We start from the raw sequence: 16,625 nt of genomic DNA, 5'->3' as shown, positions 1-16,625 counted from the left end.
GTTGAAGTCGAGTTTTTTTCTAATTTTACAAGACCCAAAAATTATGCCCCAACATAATGCCTACTATGAAGAAACAAAATTTAGCCATCGCCCTTCTGGACGATGACCATGAAGAGCACCTGCTTTTTAAGGAAGTCGCCGACGATTTCAGCGAAATTAAGTCCGTACTTTCCTTTGCCAAAGGAAAGGAAATGCTGGACTATCTGGGTGGCAATGATAAAAACATCGTCCCTGATATTCTTTTTTTGGATTTGAATATGCCTATACTTTCAGGGCTGGATTGTCTTATCGAAATCCGAAAAAAAGAAGAATATAAAAATCTTCCAATCATAATCTATTCTACTTCTTCTTCTGAAAAAGACAAGGAGGTTACCTATAAAAATGGCGCTAACCTATATGTCAATAAGCCAATTGAGTTTTCAGATATGAAAAAAATATTTATGGAAGTGTTGAAAATCAACTGGAAAGAACGTTCCGGAGCATTCAATTTTCAAAACTTCTTTCTTTCTGTTTAAAGCTGTTCTATTGTTGAAGGATAAGGCTTTAAAGTTTTATTAATCAAAATTTTGTAATTTTGCCGCAAAATGAAGAAGATGGTCAAGATTGGCAAAATAGAATTACCTGATTTCCCCTTGTTGTTAGCACCTATGGAAGACGTGAGCGATCCTCCGTTTCGTCGCTTGTGCAAACTACATGGAGCCGATCTGATGTATAGTGAATTTATTTCTTCCGAAGGCTTGATTCGCGATGCTATGAAAAGCCGTCAAAAACTGGATATTTTCGATTACGAAAGACCTGTTGGTATTCAGATTTTTGGAGGAGATGAAGAAGCAATGGCGCTTTCTGCAAAAATAGTAGAAACGGTTAATCCGGATTTGGTGGATATTAATTTTGGATGTCCTGTCAAAAAAGTGGTATGCAAAGGAGCCGGAGCCGGAGTATTGAAAGATGTAGATTTGATGGTGCGTCTGACAAAAGCCGTAATTAAAAGTACCAGCCTTCCTGTGACGGTAAAAACAAGGTTGGGTTGGGATGAAAACTCAATTAATATAGATGAAGTTGCGGAACGCTTGCAAGATGTTGGTGTGCAGGCTCTAACGGTTCATGCGCGAACAAGAGCCCAGATGTATAAAGGTCATTCCGATTGGACGCATATCGAACGAATCAAAAACAATCCGAGAATTACCATGCCTATTTTTGGTAATGGCGATATCGATTCTCCGGAAAAAGCGTTGGAATATAAGAATAGGTTTGGACTGGATGGCATGATGATTGGCCGTGCTGCAATTGGTTATCCGTGGATTTTTAACGAAATCAAGCATTACTTTAAGACAGGCGAAAAATTGCCACAACCTACAATGGAAGATAGGGTTGAAGCGGCAAGAAATCACCTGACCTGGTCAATGGACTGGAAAGGAGAGCGTGTTGGTATTGTAGAAATGAGAAGACATTATACTAATTATTTCAAAGGCATACCCGGATTTAAAGAATACAAACAAAGACTTGTAACTACTGATGATGCTGAAGGCCTGTTTAAAACATTGGATGAAATCCAGGAAGTTTTTGGAGGCTATCATTTTGTATGATAAACATAATTATAAATCCGAAGAAATCTCTTCGGATTTTTTTTGAATAAATTTTATTGATTATCTGAAACTTTATATCAAAAACAAATTTCTTTTCTTGCTTTGCGGCTCTGCGCCTTTGCATGAAATAATTACTCGCAAAGGTGCGAGCTACAAAATTCCTAATTAGCTGTTTTTGTTTAATAAAGCCAAAGCGCCTTCTAAAATGGCTACGCGCTGTTCCAATGTGTTTTCTTGCGGCAAAGTATGCTGAAAAATGTGCAAAACATTCCAGATTGCTATGACGTCAGATGTATTTATTTCAATATCCTTAAATTCGGAATGATTAGCCTTTAAGCTGATCTTGCCGTTATTAAAGTATATTTTTCTAAACAGAAGATCTTCTTTTACAGCAACAACAACAAGGCTGCCGTCTGTTATAGGATTGGTGACTGCCGTTTTTTCGCAAACAATAATATCTTTTGGAAGAAACAAGCCTGAAATGCCGGACATAGAATTGTCCAACAGTACAAAAGCAGTTTTGTTTTCAGAGCTTATTGTTGGAATTGTCAGTACAGGCAGGTTGATTTCTGTGTCATTCGCCAGGGCCGATAAATAATCTGATTTCATTCCTTCCATTACGCAAGGAATTCCTTCTGTTTTTACTTTTTTAGGTACGGCCGGACTTGTGGTAATGGTTTCGTTAAATTTTAGCAGTCGGTTTACGGTAAGCTCTTTTGTGAGCAGATCTTCTATGTCAATGCTAAAATGGTTAGCAATTTTTATCACGGTATCCATCTTAGGATTACTCCTGCCTTCTTCATATGCACCCAGCGTTGCCCTTTTTAAATCAAACATTTCAGCAAACTGTAATTGGCTGAGACCATGCACGCTTCTTATCTTTTTTATATTTTTTCCAAACATACGTACTAAAAATTGCTAAAATTATTTGCAAATTAAAATTGTTGTTTTATATTTGCGCTAATACTTTTAGCAAATATAGTATATTTAGCAAATTAAATGAGCATAATAATTGCATTTAACAATAAAGATTTTCTGAACAAAATAGTTTTTTTGCTTGGCAATCAAATAAAAAAAAACGAGTTTTATAAAATTAAACCTGTAAAATGAAAGATTATTTTAATGTAATAAAAGGATACCTAACAGAGCTTGAACTTGAAATAAAACATGAGAATAGTGAAGACTGTATTTTCATTGTTAGTAGCGAGCAGGAAGGTGTTGTAAATCTTATTATTTGTGTAGCTTATCCTATAGTGATATTTGAGCAGTTTTTGTTCGAAATCAAAACAGATTCACCTTTGGTTTATAAAGCCCTGCTACAAAAAAACAGGGATATTATTCATGGTGCGTTTGTTTTAGATCACACAGGTCAGAAAGTTATTTTCAGAGATTCGCTGCAATTGGAAAATTTAGATTTAAATGAATTTGGTGCTACTTTAAATTCGTTAAGCTTGTTGCTTAGTGAATATTCGGAGCAGATTATTAACTTTTCAAAAAGATAGAGATATGAAATTTCTAAGACGACTTTTAAAAATAGGGCAGGCTGAAGTACACCATGCTATTGACAATATGGAAGACCCTATAAAAATGACCGAGCAGGGAATAAGAGATATGAAAGAAGATCTTGACAAGGCGCTTGAAGCCCTGGCTCAGGTAAAAGCAATGAGTATCCGTGCAAAAAAAGAAGTGGGCGAGTATGAGGAAAAAGCAGAGGACTACAATGAAAAAGCCATGCTTATCTTAAAAAAGGCACAAACAGGAGGAATCGAGCCGGGAGAAGCCGATAGATTGGCAACAGAAGCACTTGTGAAAAAAGAAGAAGCTGTAGGTTTGCAAAATCAGGCTATTGCCGATAAGGAAAAGTTTGACCAAAATGTACTGCAAATGGAAGCAAACGTACAGACCATCAAACAGAATATCAGCAAGTGGGAAAATGAACTTAAAATATTGCGTTCTCGTGTTAAGGTGGCCGATGCAACCAAGAGCCTTAACAAGCAAATGGCAAAAATTGACAGCAACGGAACAATAGCGCTGCTTGAAAGGATGAAAGAAAAAGTTAATCAAGAAGAAGCGCTGGCTGAAGCTTATGGAGAAATTGCTAACTCGTCTAAGTCTATTGATGAAGAAATTAACAGAGTCGTGGACGTTAAAAAGTCAAAAGCCCATAATGAGTTGGAAAAACTTAAGGAGCAACTTGGTATAAGCGATCCCAAAGACTAAAAAATAAATAAATGAAGGAACTTATAGAAATTTCTTTTTCGCCGGTCAATGCTTTTTTTAGCATTATGTCCATTATCATGGTTATCTATTGGCTGCTTGTGATCATAGCCGGTATTGATCCTGATTTGTTTAGTATTGATTTTGATTCGGCAGATATAGACAGCAATTTTGACCATGATGTTTCCGGTAGTGAACATGCCCATGAAGGAAACGGTTTTATGAAGGTATTGGAGTATTTCAACTTCGATGAACTTCCTCTCATGTTTATTATTACTATTATTTTCTTCAGTATGTGGCTGGTAGGAGTGAATGTCACTTACTATCTGGGTGTAGAAAGTACACTGATTGGTTTCTTATTGCTTATACCCAACTTTATTCTGAGTCTTTTTGTAGTAAAGATTTTTAGCAAACCGCTTGGCTATGTTTACAAGCAGCTGAATCACAAAGGAGAACCCGAAATAGACTTTTTAGGAAGGAGATGTAGTGTGACTTCTACGGTTACGGAACAAAAAACAGGACAGATAGAACTCATAGTAAATGGTGACCCGATGAAGCTGTATGCCAGAAGTAATACTGATGAAAAATTAGTAGCTGGTGACCAGGCTGTTATTGTGGGGGAAAGCAACGATAAAAAATATTATCTCATTGAAAAATTTGATTATTAATCAAAACTATACTAACCATGATTGTTTTAATAATACGTCTTAATGCCAGCCTGGTTTATCTCGCAATTAACTTTATTGACTTTTTAATATAAATAAACACCAAAATTATAAAACACTAATACAATGCTAGGAAACTCGTTACTTATCACAATGATTGCCATAATAATAGTAGTTATAGGACTGCTGGTATGGGTCATCTCAATGTACAAAAAAATTATCCAGGGAAAAGTAATTGTACGCACCGGTGCAGGTGGTACGAAAGTTTTCTATAATGCAGGACTTGTCGTGCCTGTACTACATAAAATGGAAATTATGGATATCTCGGTTAAAAAACTTGACGTAGAACGTACAGGTGTTAACGGACTTATCTGTAAAGACAATATTAGGGCAGATATTAAAGTAACCTTCTTTATAAAAATTAATAAATCTACTGCAGATATTATTAACGTGGCCCAAACTATTGGGTGTGAGCGTGCTTCGGAAATTGACGTATTGAGAAATCTTTTTGATGCCAAATTTTCAGAAGCCTTAAAAACGGTAGGTAAGAAATTTGACTTTGTAGAGCTATATGAAGCCAGAAGTGAATTCAGAGAAGAAATTATTGCTATTATCGGTACCGACCTAAACGGTTATGTGCTGGATGATTGCGCTATTGACGATTTGGAACAAACACCACTTTCGCAACTTAAGGCAGATAATATTCTTGATTCTGAAGGGATCAAAAAGATTACGGAACTTACTGCTGCACAAAATATTAAAGCGAACCTGATACGCAGAGATGAGGAAAAAACCATCCGTAAACAGGACGTTGAAGCTAAAGAAGCCATCTTGGCATTAGACCGCCAACTGGCTGAAAAAGAAGAACAGCAAAAAAGAGAAATTGCCAATATCAAGGCTCGTGAAGAGGCAGAGATTATAAAAGTATCTGAAGAAGAAAGACTTAAATCGGAAACAGCACGTATAAACACTACGGAAAAAGTAATGGTTGCCGAGGAAAACAAGGACAGGCTTATTATTGTAGCGGCTAAAAACAAGCAACGTACAGAAGCTGTTGAAACTGAAAGAGTAGAAAAAGATCGTGCTCTTGAGCAGACTGAAAGAGAGCGTATCGTTACCCTGGCCCAAATCGAAAAAGAAAAAGCTGTGGAAGTGGAGCGCAAAAACATCCAGAACGTTATTCGCGACAGAGTAGTACTTGAAAAAGGAGTGGTTCAAGAACAGGAAAACATGAAAGATATTGAAGCTTTCAAAGATGCAGACAGAAAGAAAAAAGTAGCCGTTACTCTTGCTGAAAAAGAAAGTGAAGAGCTTTACATCAAACGATTGAAAGCTGCTGAGGCGGAGAAAGAAGCCGCAAAACAAAAAGCAGAAGAAATAAATATCGAAGCTGCTGCAAAAATGGCTGCCAGCGAAAAAGAAGCTGAGGCCAGAAAAATATTGGCAGAAGCAAAAGCCAAAGAAGATGCTACATTAGGATTATCTGAAGCTCAGGTAATGCATGCGAAAGCAGATGCAAACGAAAGACAAGGTATTGTTGATGCTGTAGTTATTGAGAAAAAAGCGCTTGCTGAAGCTGCGGGTATTAAAGCAAAAGCCGAAGCTGGAAAACAATTGGGTGTGTCTGAAGCTGAGGTTATCAGAGAAAAAGCGCTTGCTGAAGCTAGCGGTATTGAGGAAAAAGCGGAAGCAATGAAAAAACTTGACGGTGTTGGTAAAGATCACGAAGAGTTCAAGCTTCGTCTTAATAAGGAGTTACAGGTTGATCTTGCTAATATCCATATCCAAAAAGATATTGCAGATGCTCAGGCAAATGTATTGGCAGAAGCGCTTAGAGCTGCCAAGATTGATATTGTGGGTGGTGAGACCATGTTCTTTGACCAGATTGTGGGACAAATTACCAAAGCTAAAGGTTTCGACAGGCTTGTAAATAGCAGTGAAAATATCACCGAAATTAAAGAAGCAATATTGGGTACAGTCACTGAAGGAGGAGAAAATCTGTTGGAAAGAATAAAAGGTTTTGCTGATAAATATGGCATAACATCTGAAGATATCAAAAACCTTACAGTTGCCGGATTGCTTGTCGAATTGCAAAAACGTAGCAATGACGAAGGAGAAAAAGGACTTTTCTCTAACCTGATGGATATGGCAAAAAATCTGGGCTTATCCGGTAAAAAATTAGGATAACCATTCCTTTCTGATATAGTTTCCCGTACGATAACACCGTGCGGGATACTTTTCTATTATGATTACGTTTTGTAATCCAACACTAAAATTTAAAAGTCATGAGTACACTGGAAGGCGGTACATATGAAATCATACGAGGCAGGCTGGAAACTCAAAAAAATGACCTTTCGGCCCGACTTAACAAACTTAATGAGGCAAGAAAAGAGATTTTTGGTAGCACCGAAACAAAACTTCTTGCCAACAACCGTATCATTACTGAAAATAACTGCGTACCCAATGATATTGTATCAATTCACGATACTTGTATTTTTGGTTACAATGTTCACTTCGGACTGCGTACAGACATAAAGACGGAAGATGTTTTTAGCATCTATAAGTATGAAGACGGGGAGTTTAAGCAGCAAGGAATGGATATTATTTCCGATCCTGTTTTTTTAGACGATTTTTTAAATCTCTATAAATACTATCGCAATACAGAATTCAAGAAGTTTTTTATTACCGGAAATTACCTGCACATGATATTCCAGTTGAGTGACAGGACTTCAGATATAAAGACTTTTAAATGGCTGATAAAAGACGATACGCTTATCTATCAGGATAACCGAAGCGATAGCGAATACCGTTTGCCGCGCCAACACGATTTTATCTGGCAGGAAACTTCACGCGATATGCAGCGTTATGGCAAGCATCCGCACGTATCCATACTTGACAAGGTTTTTGTAGAAACGGTAGGAGGTACCTTAACTATTAAAGTAGAAGATAATACAAGTACAGGCAAAGGTATTTATGATGAAGATGTCATGTATCCGGATCAGACACTGGACGATGGCAATTATCAATATGCTGATTTGGGCAATCTTATAGCCTTGCAAATAAAGCCGTTTCAGGAAGAAGCTCGTTTTTTTATTTACAACCACAAATTGCAGGAAGTAAAAAAGATAGACAGCCTTTCTACATCGGCCATACTTCTTCCGGATCATCATGGACTTATATTCTCGAATGGATATTACCTGCAAACAGGCGAGTATAAAATATTTGAGAATAGCCTTCAAAACCTGCTGTTTCAGGAAAAAATAGCTTCGCCAAACGGTGAAGACTTCATGTATGTGTTTTATGAAGAGGTAACAGGACAGTATGTGCTTATGTCCTATAATATCATTACTCACGAAGTAATGATGCCAATTATCTGCAATGGTTTTACCATATTAGAAAATGGCGAATTGTGCTATTTCAGAGCAGAAGAAGAACATACTAAAAACCATTTGGTACAAATCTGGCAGACTCCGTTTGTAAAAGGAGATGTAATGCCAACTCAATATAAAGACAGTTTTCTATATAAAATAGGTAATAAAGACATTGTAAAGGCTATGGCTGATTGCCATTCCATCATAACATTGCTTAATAAAAATGATGATTATGACGGTTTGTATGCAGACCTTACAAGACAGTCTCAGAATATTCTGGATACCTATTATTGGATAAACAGTAAAGAAACTTTTGAACTGCACATACCGCTTACCGAAATTAAGAATACGGCCAATACGGCAATTGACGAATTTGAAAAAGTAGTACAGCTAAGGCTGAATGCTGCAAAAATTACGCAGGAAATAAAGGACAAGGCGGAAGCACTTTTTATAAAAATAAAAAGCTCCCCGCTCGATGATATTGATGTTTTTGTAGCTGATCTTGCAGGATTACGGACCTTAAGAGGAGAAGTAATAAGTCTTCGTGAAATTCGATATGTAGAAGACGATTTTATCAATGCATTAGAAGCTGAAATTGTCGCCCAGACAGAACATATTTCGCAAAACTGCCTGCAATTCCTTATGGATGACAAGGCATTGGTGCCATATCATAACCGGGTAGAAGAAAAGCAGAAAGGACTTGATAAAATCACAACGGTAGTCGAAGGTAAAAAGCTAGAAGACGAAGTCAATACTATTACTGCCGATTTGGAAATGCTTATTGAAATTGTCTCGAATCTTAAGATTGATGACACTTCAAAATCAACGCACATCATTAATACCATATCGCTGATTTTCTCCACGCTAAACAGGTTAAAAGCCGATATCAAGAATAGAGTTTCATCGCTTGGAAGTAAAGAAGCCCGGGATGATTTTGCTGCCCAAATGAAGCTGATTGACCAGAGTATGGTAAACTCGCTTGATAGGGCGGTAAATCCTGATAAGGCAGATGAACTTTTAAATAAAATATCAGTGCAGCTGGAAGATGTTGAAGCCCGCTTTGCTGATTACGATGAATTCACAGGATCTATTCTTGAAAAGAGAGAGGAAATCTATGCTGCTTTTGAAGCTAAAAAGAACAGCCTTGTTGAAGCAAGAAATAAAAAAGCAGTAGCCATACAAAAAGCGGCCGAGCGAATCCTTAAAAATATAGATGTAAAAGCGCTTGCGTTAAATTCTGTTGAAGAAATAAACGGCTATTTTGCATCCGATCTTATGGTTGCGAAACTGCGCGATTTGGCTGCTCAACTGATTGGGATGGATGATACGGCCAAAGCCGAAACCATAGAAACACAGTTAAAAGCTTCTCGTGAAGACGCCTTGCGCAAGCTTAAGGACAAACAAGATCTATATGAAGACGGTGAGAATATATTGCGCTTAGGCAAGCATCGATTTGCGGTCAATAAACAGCCGTTAGACCTCACTATTGTTTACAAAGAAGGAAAACTTAATTATCATTTGACCGGAACCGATTTTTATCAGGAACTTTCGGATAGTGCTTTGGATTCGCTTCAAAAATACTGGTCTCAGGATCTGGTTTCTGAAAATGACAGTATTTACAGAGGAGCTTATCTGGCGTATAAAATTTTTAAAACGTATGGTGCATCCAGATTGTATAGCCTGACTGATGAGGAATTGGAAACAATTGTCAAAGATGAAACCTTAAAGAATTATACAGAAGGCTATATAAAGGGAGTGCATGATGCCGACGCTTTTAAAATTGTAAAAGTACTTATAACAAAGCATAACGATTTGAAGTTGTTGAGGTATTCGCCATCGGTACGTGCTTTCGCTCAATTTGTATGGAATAATCTTCCAGAAGAAAGCCGCAATGCGATGAACGCAAAAATAAAAGCTTCGGGTAATGTACTGGCTATTTTTCCGGAATCTACAGAGTTTGATTATATCATAAAGGAGTTGAAGCAAAAAGCCGAAACTTTCTTAGCTACCGCTGTCGCGTCAAAAAACAGTGAAGCCGAAGCAGATGAAATTGCACACTATCTTTTTGACGAGTTAAAAGATGGTGATGTTTTCTCGATTAGCTATCGTGCCTCGCAAATTGCTGAGAATTTTATAAAAACTTTGGAGGCAAAAAATGCATTGGTGAGCTTTAGGAATGCTGTTGAAGCTGCGGCTGATAACGAAACTTCATTATTACTCGCAATCCAATGGGTGTCGTCCTATCTCGCACAAAACGAAGAAAAGCAAAATGCAGAATATCTTTATGAGGTTGTAGCTTTATTGTTATACAGACAAAAGTCAGAAGAAAAGGTTTCCGGTATAACGCCAGAAGAAACAATTACAGGTTTAGTTGGGGCACATCCTTCCATTACCGATGGTGTTTTTCAATTTCATTACCATCAGTTTACGAAACTTCTTAGGGAATATTTTGATAATGATGTGCTTGCATTTGAGCAATTCAGAGAAGAAAGACACAAACTTACTCAACGACTTAAAGTTGATTTAAGGCTGCATGAATTTACGCCAAAAGTACTTACTTCGTTTGTACGTAATAAGCTTATAGATCAGGTATACCTGTCATTATTTGGAGATAATCTCGCGAAACAGCTTGGCAGTGCCGGAGAAAATAAAAGAACGGATCGTTCAGGTATGCTGCTTTTGGTATCGCCACCAGGTTATGGTAAGACCACGCTCATGGAATATCTGGCGAATAGGCTGGGGCTTATCTTCATGAAGATAAACGGGCCTGCTATTGGCCATGAAATTACTTCTGTCGACCCGACCTCGGCAAGTAATTCAGCGGCAAGAGAAGAACTTAAAAAATTAAATCTTGCCTTAGAGATGGGGAACAATGTCATGCTGTATTTAGATGATATCCAGCATTGCAGTCCGGAGTTCCTGCAGAAATTTATCTCATTGGCGGATGGAACCCGAAAAATTGAAGGCGTTTATAACGGACAGCCTAAAACATACGACATGAAATCCAAAAAGTTTTGTGTGGTAATGGCGGGTAACCCTTATACTGAAACAGGCGAGAAATTTAGAATACCGGACATGCTTGCCAACCGTGCTGATATTTATAATCTGGGCGATGTAATAGGCAATTCAGCTGAATTATTTGAGCTGAGCCTTATTGAAAATGCAATGACCTCAAACACAATGTTGGCACAGCTTGCTTCCAGAAATATGGACGATTTATATCCGTTTATAAAAATGGCGCAAACTGGGCAGCGAGACGGATTAGAGCTTAAAGGCAACCATACAAAACAGGATATTGAAGTATATGTTTCTGTCTTGGACAAAGTGCTTAAAATACGCGATGTAGTACTTCAGGTCAATGCGGCTTATATAGCTTCTGCGGCTATGGAAGATGCTTATCGAACTGAACCTCCGTTCAAACTGCAAGGATCTTACCGTGACATGAACAAACTAGTTGCAAAAATAGAACCGGTTATGAATGATGCTGAAGTAGCTGCGCTATTGCTGTCGCATTATCAAAATGAAACGCAAACGCTTACCAATGCAGCAGAAGCAAACTTGTTAAAGTATAAAGGACTGACAAGTACTTTAAATGATGCTGAAAAAGAACGTTGGGCGTCGATAAGGGAAATATTCCAAAAGAATAATAAGCTAAAAGGTTTTGGAAACAAAAATGAAATGGCTCAGGTGTTACAGCAAATGATGGAATTTACCAGCCATATTGAAGGAATTAAGCAGATACTCGGGAAAAGACTTGAAGAATAAAACGGCAACAGCTTTTAATATAAATGGCCTTACATCAAGTAAGGCCATTTGTTTTTTAGTGTCTATGCTTATAAGCTGTTTACACTTCAATACGTTTCCATTTTCCTTTCTTGAAAAGTATATAGCCGGCAATTGTTATAGCGGTTTCGGCAATAGGAATAGCCATAAAGACGCCGGTAGGTCCCATGCCTAATTTTTTTGCCAGGACATAAGCCAAAGGAATCTGGAACAGCCAGAAGCCAAAGAAATTAATCCATGTTGGAGTCCATGTATCGCCCGCACCGTTGAAAGTGTTTATCAATACCATACCAATACCATAGAAAATATAACCAAGGCTCATGATTCGGATAGCTTCTACTGCAATTTCTTTAACGACTAAATCGTTGGTGAAGAAGCCTGCGATATATTCAGCTCCCAAAAGCGTAATAGCCATGATAGTTGCCATGAATATTACATTGTATTTGGCTGTCTGCATTACAGATTTCTCCGCTCTATCGATTTGCTTTGCTCCTAAATTCTGACCCACTAACGTTGCTGCTGCATTGCTTAATCCCCAGGCTGGTAAAATAAAGAACATCATGATTCTCAATGCGGTCTGATATCCGGCCGATCCATGATCGCCGCCAGTAACAGCAACAAGATTAGCTAAAAAGATCCAGCTGCAGGAAGCTATTACAAACTGCAATACTCCCGGTGCTGCCACTTTGATAGTATTCTGTATCAGTTTCCAGTCCGGAAGGAAATAAGAAGCAGCGATTTTTAAGATGCCCTTTCCGTTAAATAGGTGGTACAGTTGGTACAATACACCTATGGTTCTTCCAGCTGTAGTTGCGATAGCAGCGCCTGTAAGTCCAAATGCCGGTATAGGTCCCAAACCGTTGATTAGTATAGGACAAAAAATAATATTACAGATGTTAGCAAGCCAAAGACTTTTCATGGCTATTGCAGCATTTCCGGCTCCGCGGAAAATACCATTGATAAGGAATAGTAAAACAATACTGATACTTCCGCCCATCATAATCCTCATGAAATTAGTTCCATGAAGAGCTGCTTCGGGTGAAGCTCCCATCAACATTAGGATTTCAGTCGCATAAAGCAAGCCCAGGATACTGATAACCGTGTTGGCGGCTACGGCAATTATAACAGCCTGCATTCCTGCTTTTGAAGCCGCTACAGGATCTTTTTCGCCAATTCTTCGGGCAACAACTGCCGTAGCTGCCATGCTTAATCCGATAGCCAGCGAGTAGATGACAGTAAGTACAGACTCAGTAAGTCCAACGGTCTGGATTGCAAAACTGCTATTTTCAAGGTGACCGACAAAATATAAGTCAACCAATGCGAAAACGGATTCCATCATCATCTCCAATACCATTGGAATGGCTAATAAAATAACTGCCTTACGGATACTTCCGGAAGTATAATCAAAATCGGCTTCGCCTTTAAGCGATTGTTTTATTGTAGTAAATAAACGGGATAAAAAACTTTGTTTTTGTTCTGTTTGTGTCATGATTATTTAATAAGTAGGTGAGCGTCACTAAGTGTGACGGAAAAAATAATTAATCAAGGCCGGCCTATAGAAGTTTAGGCCAAAACAAAAACAAACATGGTTCTAATGATTTAGAGAACAAATGTATAATTATTTTTTAAAGAAGCTGAAATTTTTTTTAGTCGAGCAATTTTTTTGTGACTCTGCTGGAAGCAATCAGTGAAGAAATAAATCCAAGAGAGAAAATCGTAGCCAAAACAATAATAAGATTTTCCACGTTGAAGATTACGGGATAAGGCATGGTAGGCGTAACCATAACCAACTGATAATTTTGCTGCAACAGTACGATAATGATTCCGAGTGCAAGACCAATAAATCCTCCTGCTGCCGTTAGTATCGATCCCTGAAATAAGAAAATCTTTCGGAGATTTTTAACTTCAACACCCAGATTGTATAAAGTGGTAAGATTGTTTTTTTTGTCGATTATCAACATAATTATCGCTCCGGCTAATGTAAAGAGCGTGAGTACAATTACCAGAGTGAAGATAAGATATAAAGCCGTCTGTTCCGTATTCAGCATTTTGTATAAAGAATCGTTAAGCTGTGCCCGATTTTTTATAGTGAGCTTGTTGTTAAAGATATTTTGAAGCTCTGCAGATATTACCGATTCGTCAGCTCCAGGTTTGAACCTAAATTCAATTCCTGTAACCTGATTAGGTTTGAATTCTAACAATTCCTGCGCCAAATTGAGGTCGGCAAAAACGTATTTTTCATCCAACTCTTCACTAACCGCATATACGCCTACTGGAAGCAAGGCTGTTTTATTAAATGCCTGCTCAGCATTATTTATGGCTCCTTTGCCGGGTTTTGGTACATAAACTTCCAAAGGATTGCTATAACTTAACAAACCTAATGAGAGCTTTTGGTGAATTCCGTAACCAACCACCACTTGTGGCGTTTTTGGTTCCATCCATTCACCCATATATAGCTTTTTCTCGACATTGTTCACATCGGTATAACTGCTGTCTACGCCTTTGAGATAGGTTACGACTTCTTTGCCTTCATATAAAAAGAGCACGCGCTCTTCTATAATGTTGCTTTTGGCAGCAATCCCGTCAATTTTTTTAATTCTTTGTTCTTGTTCCGGAGAAATAAGAAATGATTTTCCTAAAGTACTGGTGATTTTAAGATCGGGATCAAAATCATTTGAAAAAGAAAGACTGAAATCCTTTAATCCGCTAAAAACGGAAAGCACGACAAACAAAGCAGCGGCACCCACAATAATGCCAAGTGAAGCAATGCCGGTAATGATATTAATCGCGCTGCTTTTGCTAAAACTTACGGTGTAACGTCGAGCTATGTAAAAAGGAAAATTCAACTTATGATTTCTTTCTTTTTTCTAATAAATCCGGATTTTCGATTGGGTTTTCTTCGCCAGTCAATGCCTTGTCGATTTTTTCAATATAATCCAAGGAATCATCAATAAAGAATGTCAGATTAGGCACTTTTCGCAGTTGCAGACGTACTCTTTGAGAAAGGTCGTGTTTGATTAACGGCGTATTTGTTTTTATGGCAGCCAATAATTCCGGCCCTTTTTCCGGAGGGAAAATGCTAAGATATACGGTTGCGATCGATAAATCTGTAGTTACGCTAACTTTAGAAACAGAAATCACCAAATTTGGGATTCCATTTTTTCTCACTTCGCCTTGAAGGATGTCTACCAAGTCTTTTTGGAGCACGCTTCCTATTTTTTTCTGTCTGTTTGTTTCCATCTTGCAAAAGTACGATTAATTTTAGAGTAGCAAAAAGGTTCTGAGTGACAACGATAAAGAATGTCAGAGCAAAAGAAAGATGCATTTTATATTTTGTGGCTCTGCGACTTTGCGAGCGGTTATTTTCACGCAAAGTCGCAGAGCCGCGAAGTTCGTAATGATAAAATTTTTGGAAGTAAATGTTTTAGTGTCCTTTGACGCAAACTTTCCGATAGTCATAAAGTTTTTATATTTGCTGGAATAATAACATAAGACTAAGGATTAATTCGATATACACATGAGAAAAATAGAACATATTGGCATTGCAGTAAAAAATCTAGAAGAATCGAATCTTCTTTTTGAAAAACTTTTTGGTGCTCCGGCTTATAAAATGGAAGAAGTAGAAAGCGAAGGTGTCAAGACCTCTTTTTTTATGAATGGCCCAAATAAGATAGAACTGCTGGAAGCAACCAATGCAGATAGTCCGATTGCTAAATTTCTTGAAAAAAAAGGAGAAGGAATCCATCATATTGCTTTTGATGTTGAAGATATAGTTGCAGAAATCAAAAGACTGCAAACTTCCGGTTTTACTGTCCTGAATGAAGTTCCAAAAAAGGGAGCAGATAATAAGCTGGTCGCATTTTTACATCCAAAAGGTACTAACGGAGTTCTAATTGAACTGTGTCAGGAAATAAAATAAAAGTTTCAAATCGAAAGAGTTGGCGGAAAACGAATAGATGTGCTGTTATTTTTTTAAGGGTCTACAGCAGGTTTCCTATGAAATAATTTGCAACATATCAAATTTAGTAGTAATATTGCAACCTCTTAACTGGTCCTATAGCTCAGTTGGTTAGAGCACCTGACTCATAATCAGGTGGTCCCTGGTTCGAGCCCAGGTGGGACCACACAAAAAGCCGCCGATAGTAACTACTGTCTGCGGCTTTTTTGTTATTTAAAACAATGAATTTCTTAAAAAAACCATTTCTTTTTTAAATCCCCAAAGGTATATACCTCCATCTTTTGAAAGATTTTACTTATTTTTTATATTTTTCTTTTCTAACTGATTGAAATTTTGTAATTTCCATTTTTAATAATAGATCATTCATAAAAAACCCCCCGTTATTTTGAAAGATTTTTTTACTTCTGCATCTATAATTGTCGAGGAGGAATCAAGGATTTCTTTTCGCTTCCTAAAACTGTTTTTGATTGCCATATCGGTGATTTCAACGGTATTGTTGTTTGTGTATTCCATTAAAGCATTTGGCGTTTTGCAAAAAACGAATGGCAATGGCCTGGACTTTATGCTGAAAATGGCAGACGGCTTATGTTAAGGTTTTAGGGATAAAACGTAGACTTAGTTGTGTTAGCAACTTTTAATGACCAGTTGGATATCCAACTGCAAGGCGTACTTTATTTGTTGTATGCCGCTGATTTCCCGTGCCTTTTTTAAATCGCTTTCTATCGCTTCAATAGCGCCACCTCTTGACCAATTTTGATTAAAAGATATTTCCCAAGCCGTATTCAGATTTTGAATTTTAAACCATAGTTCTTTCAAAAGAACAGTATGAAAAATATTTTTCTGTTCTTCACTGGCATTAGGTAATTCTAAAATAATTAAGGCTTTGTATCCCATGGCAGTAAAATTGTGGTAGTTTAATACCCAAATTTACTCTCGGTAAGAGCCATTTCCTTACGGTTTTCCGTAAAGGCGTTTTTTTAAGTATTTTTTAAGTATTGGAAATAAAAAAAAACCGACAAGATTGTCGGTTGGAAAATGATAGGTT

The 16,625-nt window shown here is 37.6% G+C and carries 13 protein-coding genes and 1 tRNA gene; 9 read left to right on the top strand and 5 right to left on the bottom strand.

Going from position 1 to position 16,625, the window contains the following annotated elements; translation table 11 throughout:
• Positions 1 to 65 precede the first annotated feature (65 nt).
• Both ABH942_RS04295 and dusB read left to right on the top strand, forming a co-directional pair.
• Positions 66 to 515: a response regulator gene (locus ABH942_RS04295; protein ID WP_370029740.1), complete on the top strand. Its 450-nt coding sequence runs from the start codon at positions 66 to 68 to the stop codon at positions 513 to 515.
• 78 nt (positions 516 to 593) lie between these two features.
• The gene (gene dusB, locus ABH942_RS04290; protein WP_370029782.1) at positions 594 to 1,586 is read left to right on the top strand and encodes a tRNA dihydrouridine synthase DusB; all 993 of its coding nucleotides are present in this window, start codon (positions 594 to 596) and stop codon (positions 1,584 to 1,586) included.
• Positions 1,587 to 1,751: 165 nt separating this feature from the next.
• Here dusB and ABH942_RS04285 read toward each other — a convergent pair whose 3' ends face one another.
• The gene (locus ABH942_RS04285; RefSeq protein ID WP_370029739.1) at positions 1,752 to 2,489 is read right to left on the bottom strand and encodes a helix-turn-helix domain-containing protein; all 738 of its coding nucleotides are present in this window, start codon (positions 2,487 to 2,489) and stop codon (positions 1,752 to 1,754) included.
• A 203-nt stretch (positions 2,490 to 2,692) separates the two neighbouring features.
• Here ABH942_RS04285 and ABH942_RS04280 point away from each other — a divergent pair, with 203 nt between their 5' ends.
• From ABH942_RS04280 to ABH942_RS04260, 5 genes are all read left to right on the top strand, one after another.
• Entirely contained in the window at positions 2,693 to 3,088 is a 396-nt protein-coding gene (locus tag ABH942_RS04280; RefSeq protein ID WP_370029738.1) for a YbjN domain-containing protein, read from the top strand.
• Between the two features lie 4 nt (positions 3,089 to 3,092).
• Positions 3,093 to 3,806, top strand: coding sequence for a PspA/IM30 family protein (locus ABH942_RS04275; RefSeq protein ID WP_370029737.1), 714 nt, complete (start codon positions 3,093 to 3,095; stop codon positions 3,804 to 3,806).
• A gap of 11 nt (positions 3,807 to 3,817) precedes the next feature.
• The gene (locus ABH942_RS04270; RefSeq protein WP_370029736.1) at positions 3,818 to 4,471 is read left to right on the top strand and encodes a hypothetical protein; all 654 of its coding nucleotides are present in this window, start codon (positions 3,818 to 3,820) and stop codon (positions 4,469 to 4,471) included.
• 150 nt (positions 4,472 to 4,621) lie between these two features.
• Positions 4,622 to 6,655 carry a flotillin family protein gene (locus ABH942_RS04265; RefSeq protein ID WP_370029781.1) on the top strand — a complete coding sequence of 678 codons (2,034 nt, stop codon included), beginning with the start codon at positions 4,622 to 4,624 and terminating at the stop codon, positions 6,653 to 6,655.
• Positions 6,656 to 6,753: 98 nt separating this feature from the next.
• Positions 6,754 to 11,604 (top strand): DNA repair ATPase, encoded by a 4,851-nt coding sequence (locus ABH942_RS04260; protein ID WP_370029735.1) that lies wholly within the window; start codon positions 6,754 to 6,756, stop codon positions 11,602 to 11,604.
• A 79-nt stretch (positions 11,605 to 11,683) separates the two neighbouring features.
• On the opposite strand, the gene ABH942_RS04255 is transcribed toward ABH942_RS04260, so the two are convergent.
• The 3 genes from ABH942_RS04255 to rbfA form a co-directional block, all read right to left on the bottom strand.
• Positions 11,684 to 13,111, bottom strand: coding sequence for an MATE family efflux transporter (locus tag ABH942_RS04255; RefSeq protein ID WP_370029734.1), 1,428 nt, complete (start codon positions 13,109 to 13,111; stop codon positions 11,684 to 11,686).
• Between the two features lie 157 nt (positions 13,112 to 13,268).
• On the bottom strand, positions 13,269 to 14,468 hold the full coding sequence (locus tag ABH942_RS04250) for an ABC transporter permease (protein WP_370029733.1): 1,200 nt from the start codon (positions 14,466 to 14,468) through the stop codon (positions 13,269 to 13,271).
• 1 nt (position 14,469) lies between these two features.
• Positions 14,470 to 14,862 carry a 30S ribosome-binding factor RbfA gene (gene rbfA / locus ABH942_RS04245; RefSeq protein WP_140001558.1) on the bottom strand — a complete coding sequence of 131 codons (393 nt, stop codon included), beginning with the start codon at positions 14,860 to 14,862 and terminating at the stop codon, positions 14,470 to 14,472.
• 277 nt (positions 14,863 to 15,139) lie between these two features.
• Between rbfA and mce the strand changes: the two genes are divergently transcribed.
• Together mce and ABH942_RS04235 are read left to right on the top strand one after the other, a co-directional pair.
• Positions 15,140 to 15,541 (top strand): methylmalonyl-CoA epimerase, encoded by a 402-nt coding sequence (gene mce, locus ABH942_RS04240; RefSeq protein ID WP_370029732.1) that lies wholly within the window; start codon positions 15,140 to 15,142, stop codon positions 15,539 to 15,541.
• A 131-nt stretch (positions 15,542 to 15,672) separates the two neighbouring features.
• A tRNA-Ile gene (locus ABH942_RS04235) sits at positions 15,673 to 15,746 on the top strand.
• A gap of 458 nt (positions 15,747 to 16,204) precedes the next feature.
• Here ABH942_RS04235 and ABH942_RS04230 read toward each other — a convergent pair.
• Complete coding sequence (locus ABH942_RS04230) at positions 16,205 to 16,474, bottom strand: hypothetical protein (RefSeq protein ID WP_370029731.1); 270 nt, start codon at positions 16,472 to 16,474, stop codon at positions 16,205 to 16,207.
• Positions 16,475 to 16,625: the final 151 nt, after the last annotated feature.

The sequence above is a fragment of the Flavobacterium sp. 28YEA47A genome (assembly GCF_041262125.1).
Lineage (GTDB): Bacteria > Bacteroidota > Bacteroidia > Flavobacteriales > Flavobacteriaceae > Flavobacterium.
This window is presented reverse-complemented; position numbering and strand designations above follow the sequence as displayed.

Bases quoted from the DNA above. Each gene is read 5' to 3' on its own strand.
- mce (WP_370029732.1), top strand. From the start codon at position 15,140: ATGAGAAAAATAGAACATATTGGCATTGCAGTAAAAAATCTAGAAGAA.
- ABH942_RS04295 (WP_370029740.1), top strand. From the start codon at position 66: ATGAAGAAACAAAATTTAGCCATCGCCCTTCTGGACGATGACCATGAA.
- ABH942_RS04265 (WP_370029781.1), top strand. From the start codon at position 4,622: ATGATTGCCATAATAATAGTAGTTATAGGACTGCTGGTATGGGTCATC.
- ABH942_RS04230 (WP_370029731.1), bottom strand. From the start codon at position 16,474: ATGGGATACAAAGCCTTAATTATTTTAGAATTACCTAATGCCAGTGAA.
- ABH942_RS04280 (WP_370029738.1), top strand. From the start codon at position 2,693: ATGAAAGATTATTTTAATGTAATAAAAGGATACCTAACAGAGCTTGAA.
- dusB (WP_370029782.1), top strand. From the start codon at position 594: ATGGTCAAGATTGGCAAAATAGAATTACCTGATTTCCCCTTGTTGTTA.
- ABH942_RS04255 (WP_370029734.1), bottom strand. From the start codon at position 13,111: ATGACACAAACAGAACAAAAACAAAGTTTTTTATCCCGTTTATTTACT.
- ABH942_RS04285 (WP_370029739.1), bottom strand. From the start codon at position 2,489: ATGTTTGGAAAAAATATAAAAAAGATAAGAAGCGTGCATGGTCTCAGC.
- ABH942_RS04260 (WP_370029735.1), top strand. From the start codon at position 6,754: ATGAGTACACTGGAAGGCGGTACATATGAAATCATACGAGGCAGGCTG.
- rbfA (WP_140001558.1), bottom strand. From the start codon at position 14,862: ATGGAAACAAACAGACAGAAAAAAATAGGAAGCGTGCTCCAAAAAGAC.
- ABH942_RS04275 (WP_370029737.1), top strand. From the start codon at position 3,093: ATGAAATTTCTAAGACGACTTTTAAAAATAGGGCAGGCTGAAGTACAC.
- ABH942_RS04270 (WP_370029736.1), top strand. From the start codon at position 3,818: ATGAAGGAACTTATAGAAATTTCTTTTTCGCCGGTCAATGCTTTTTTT.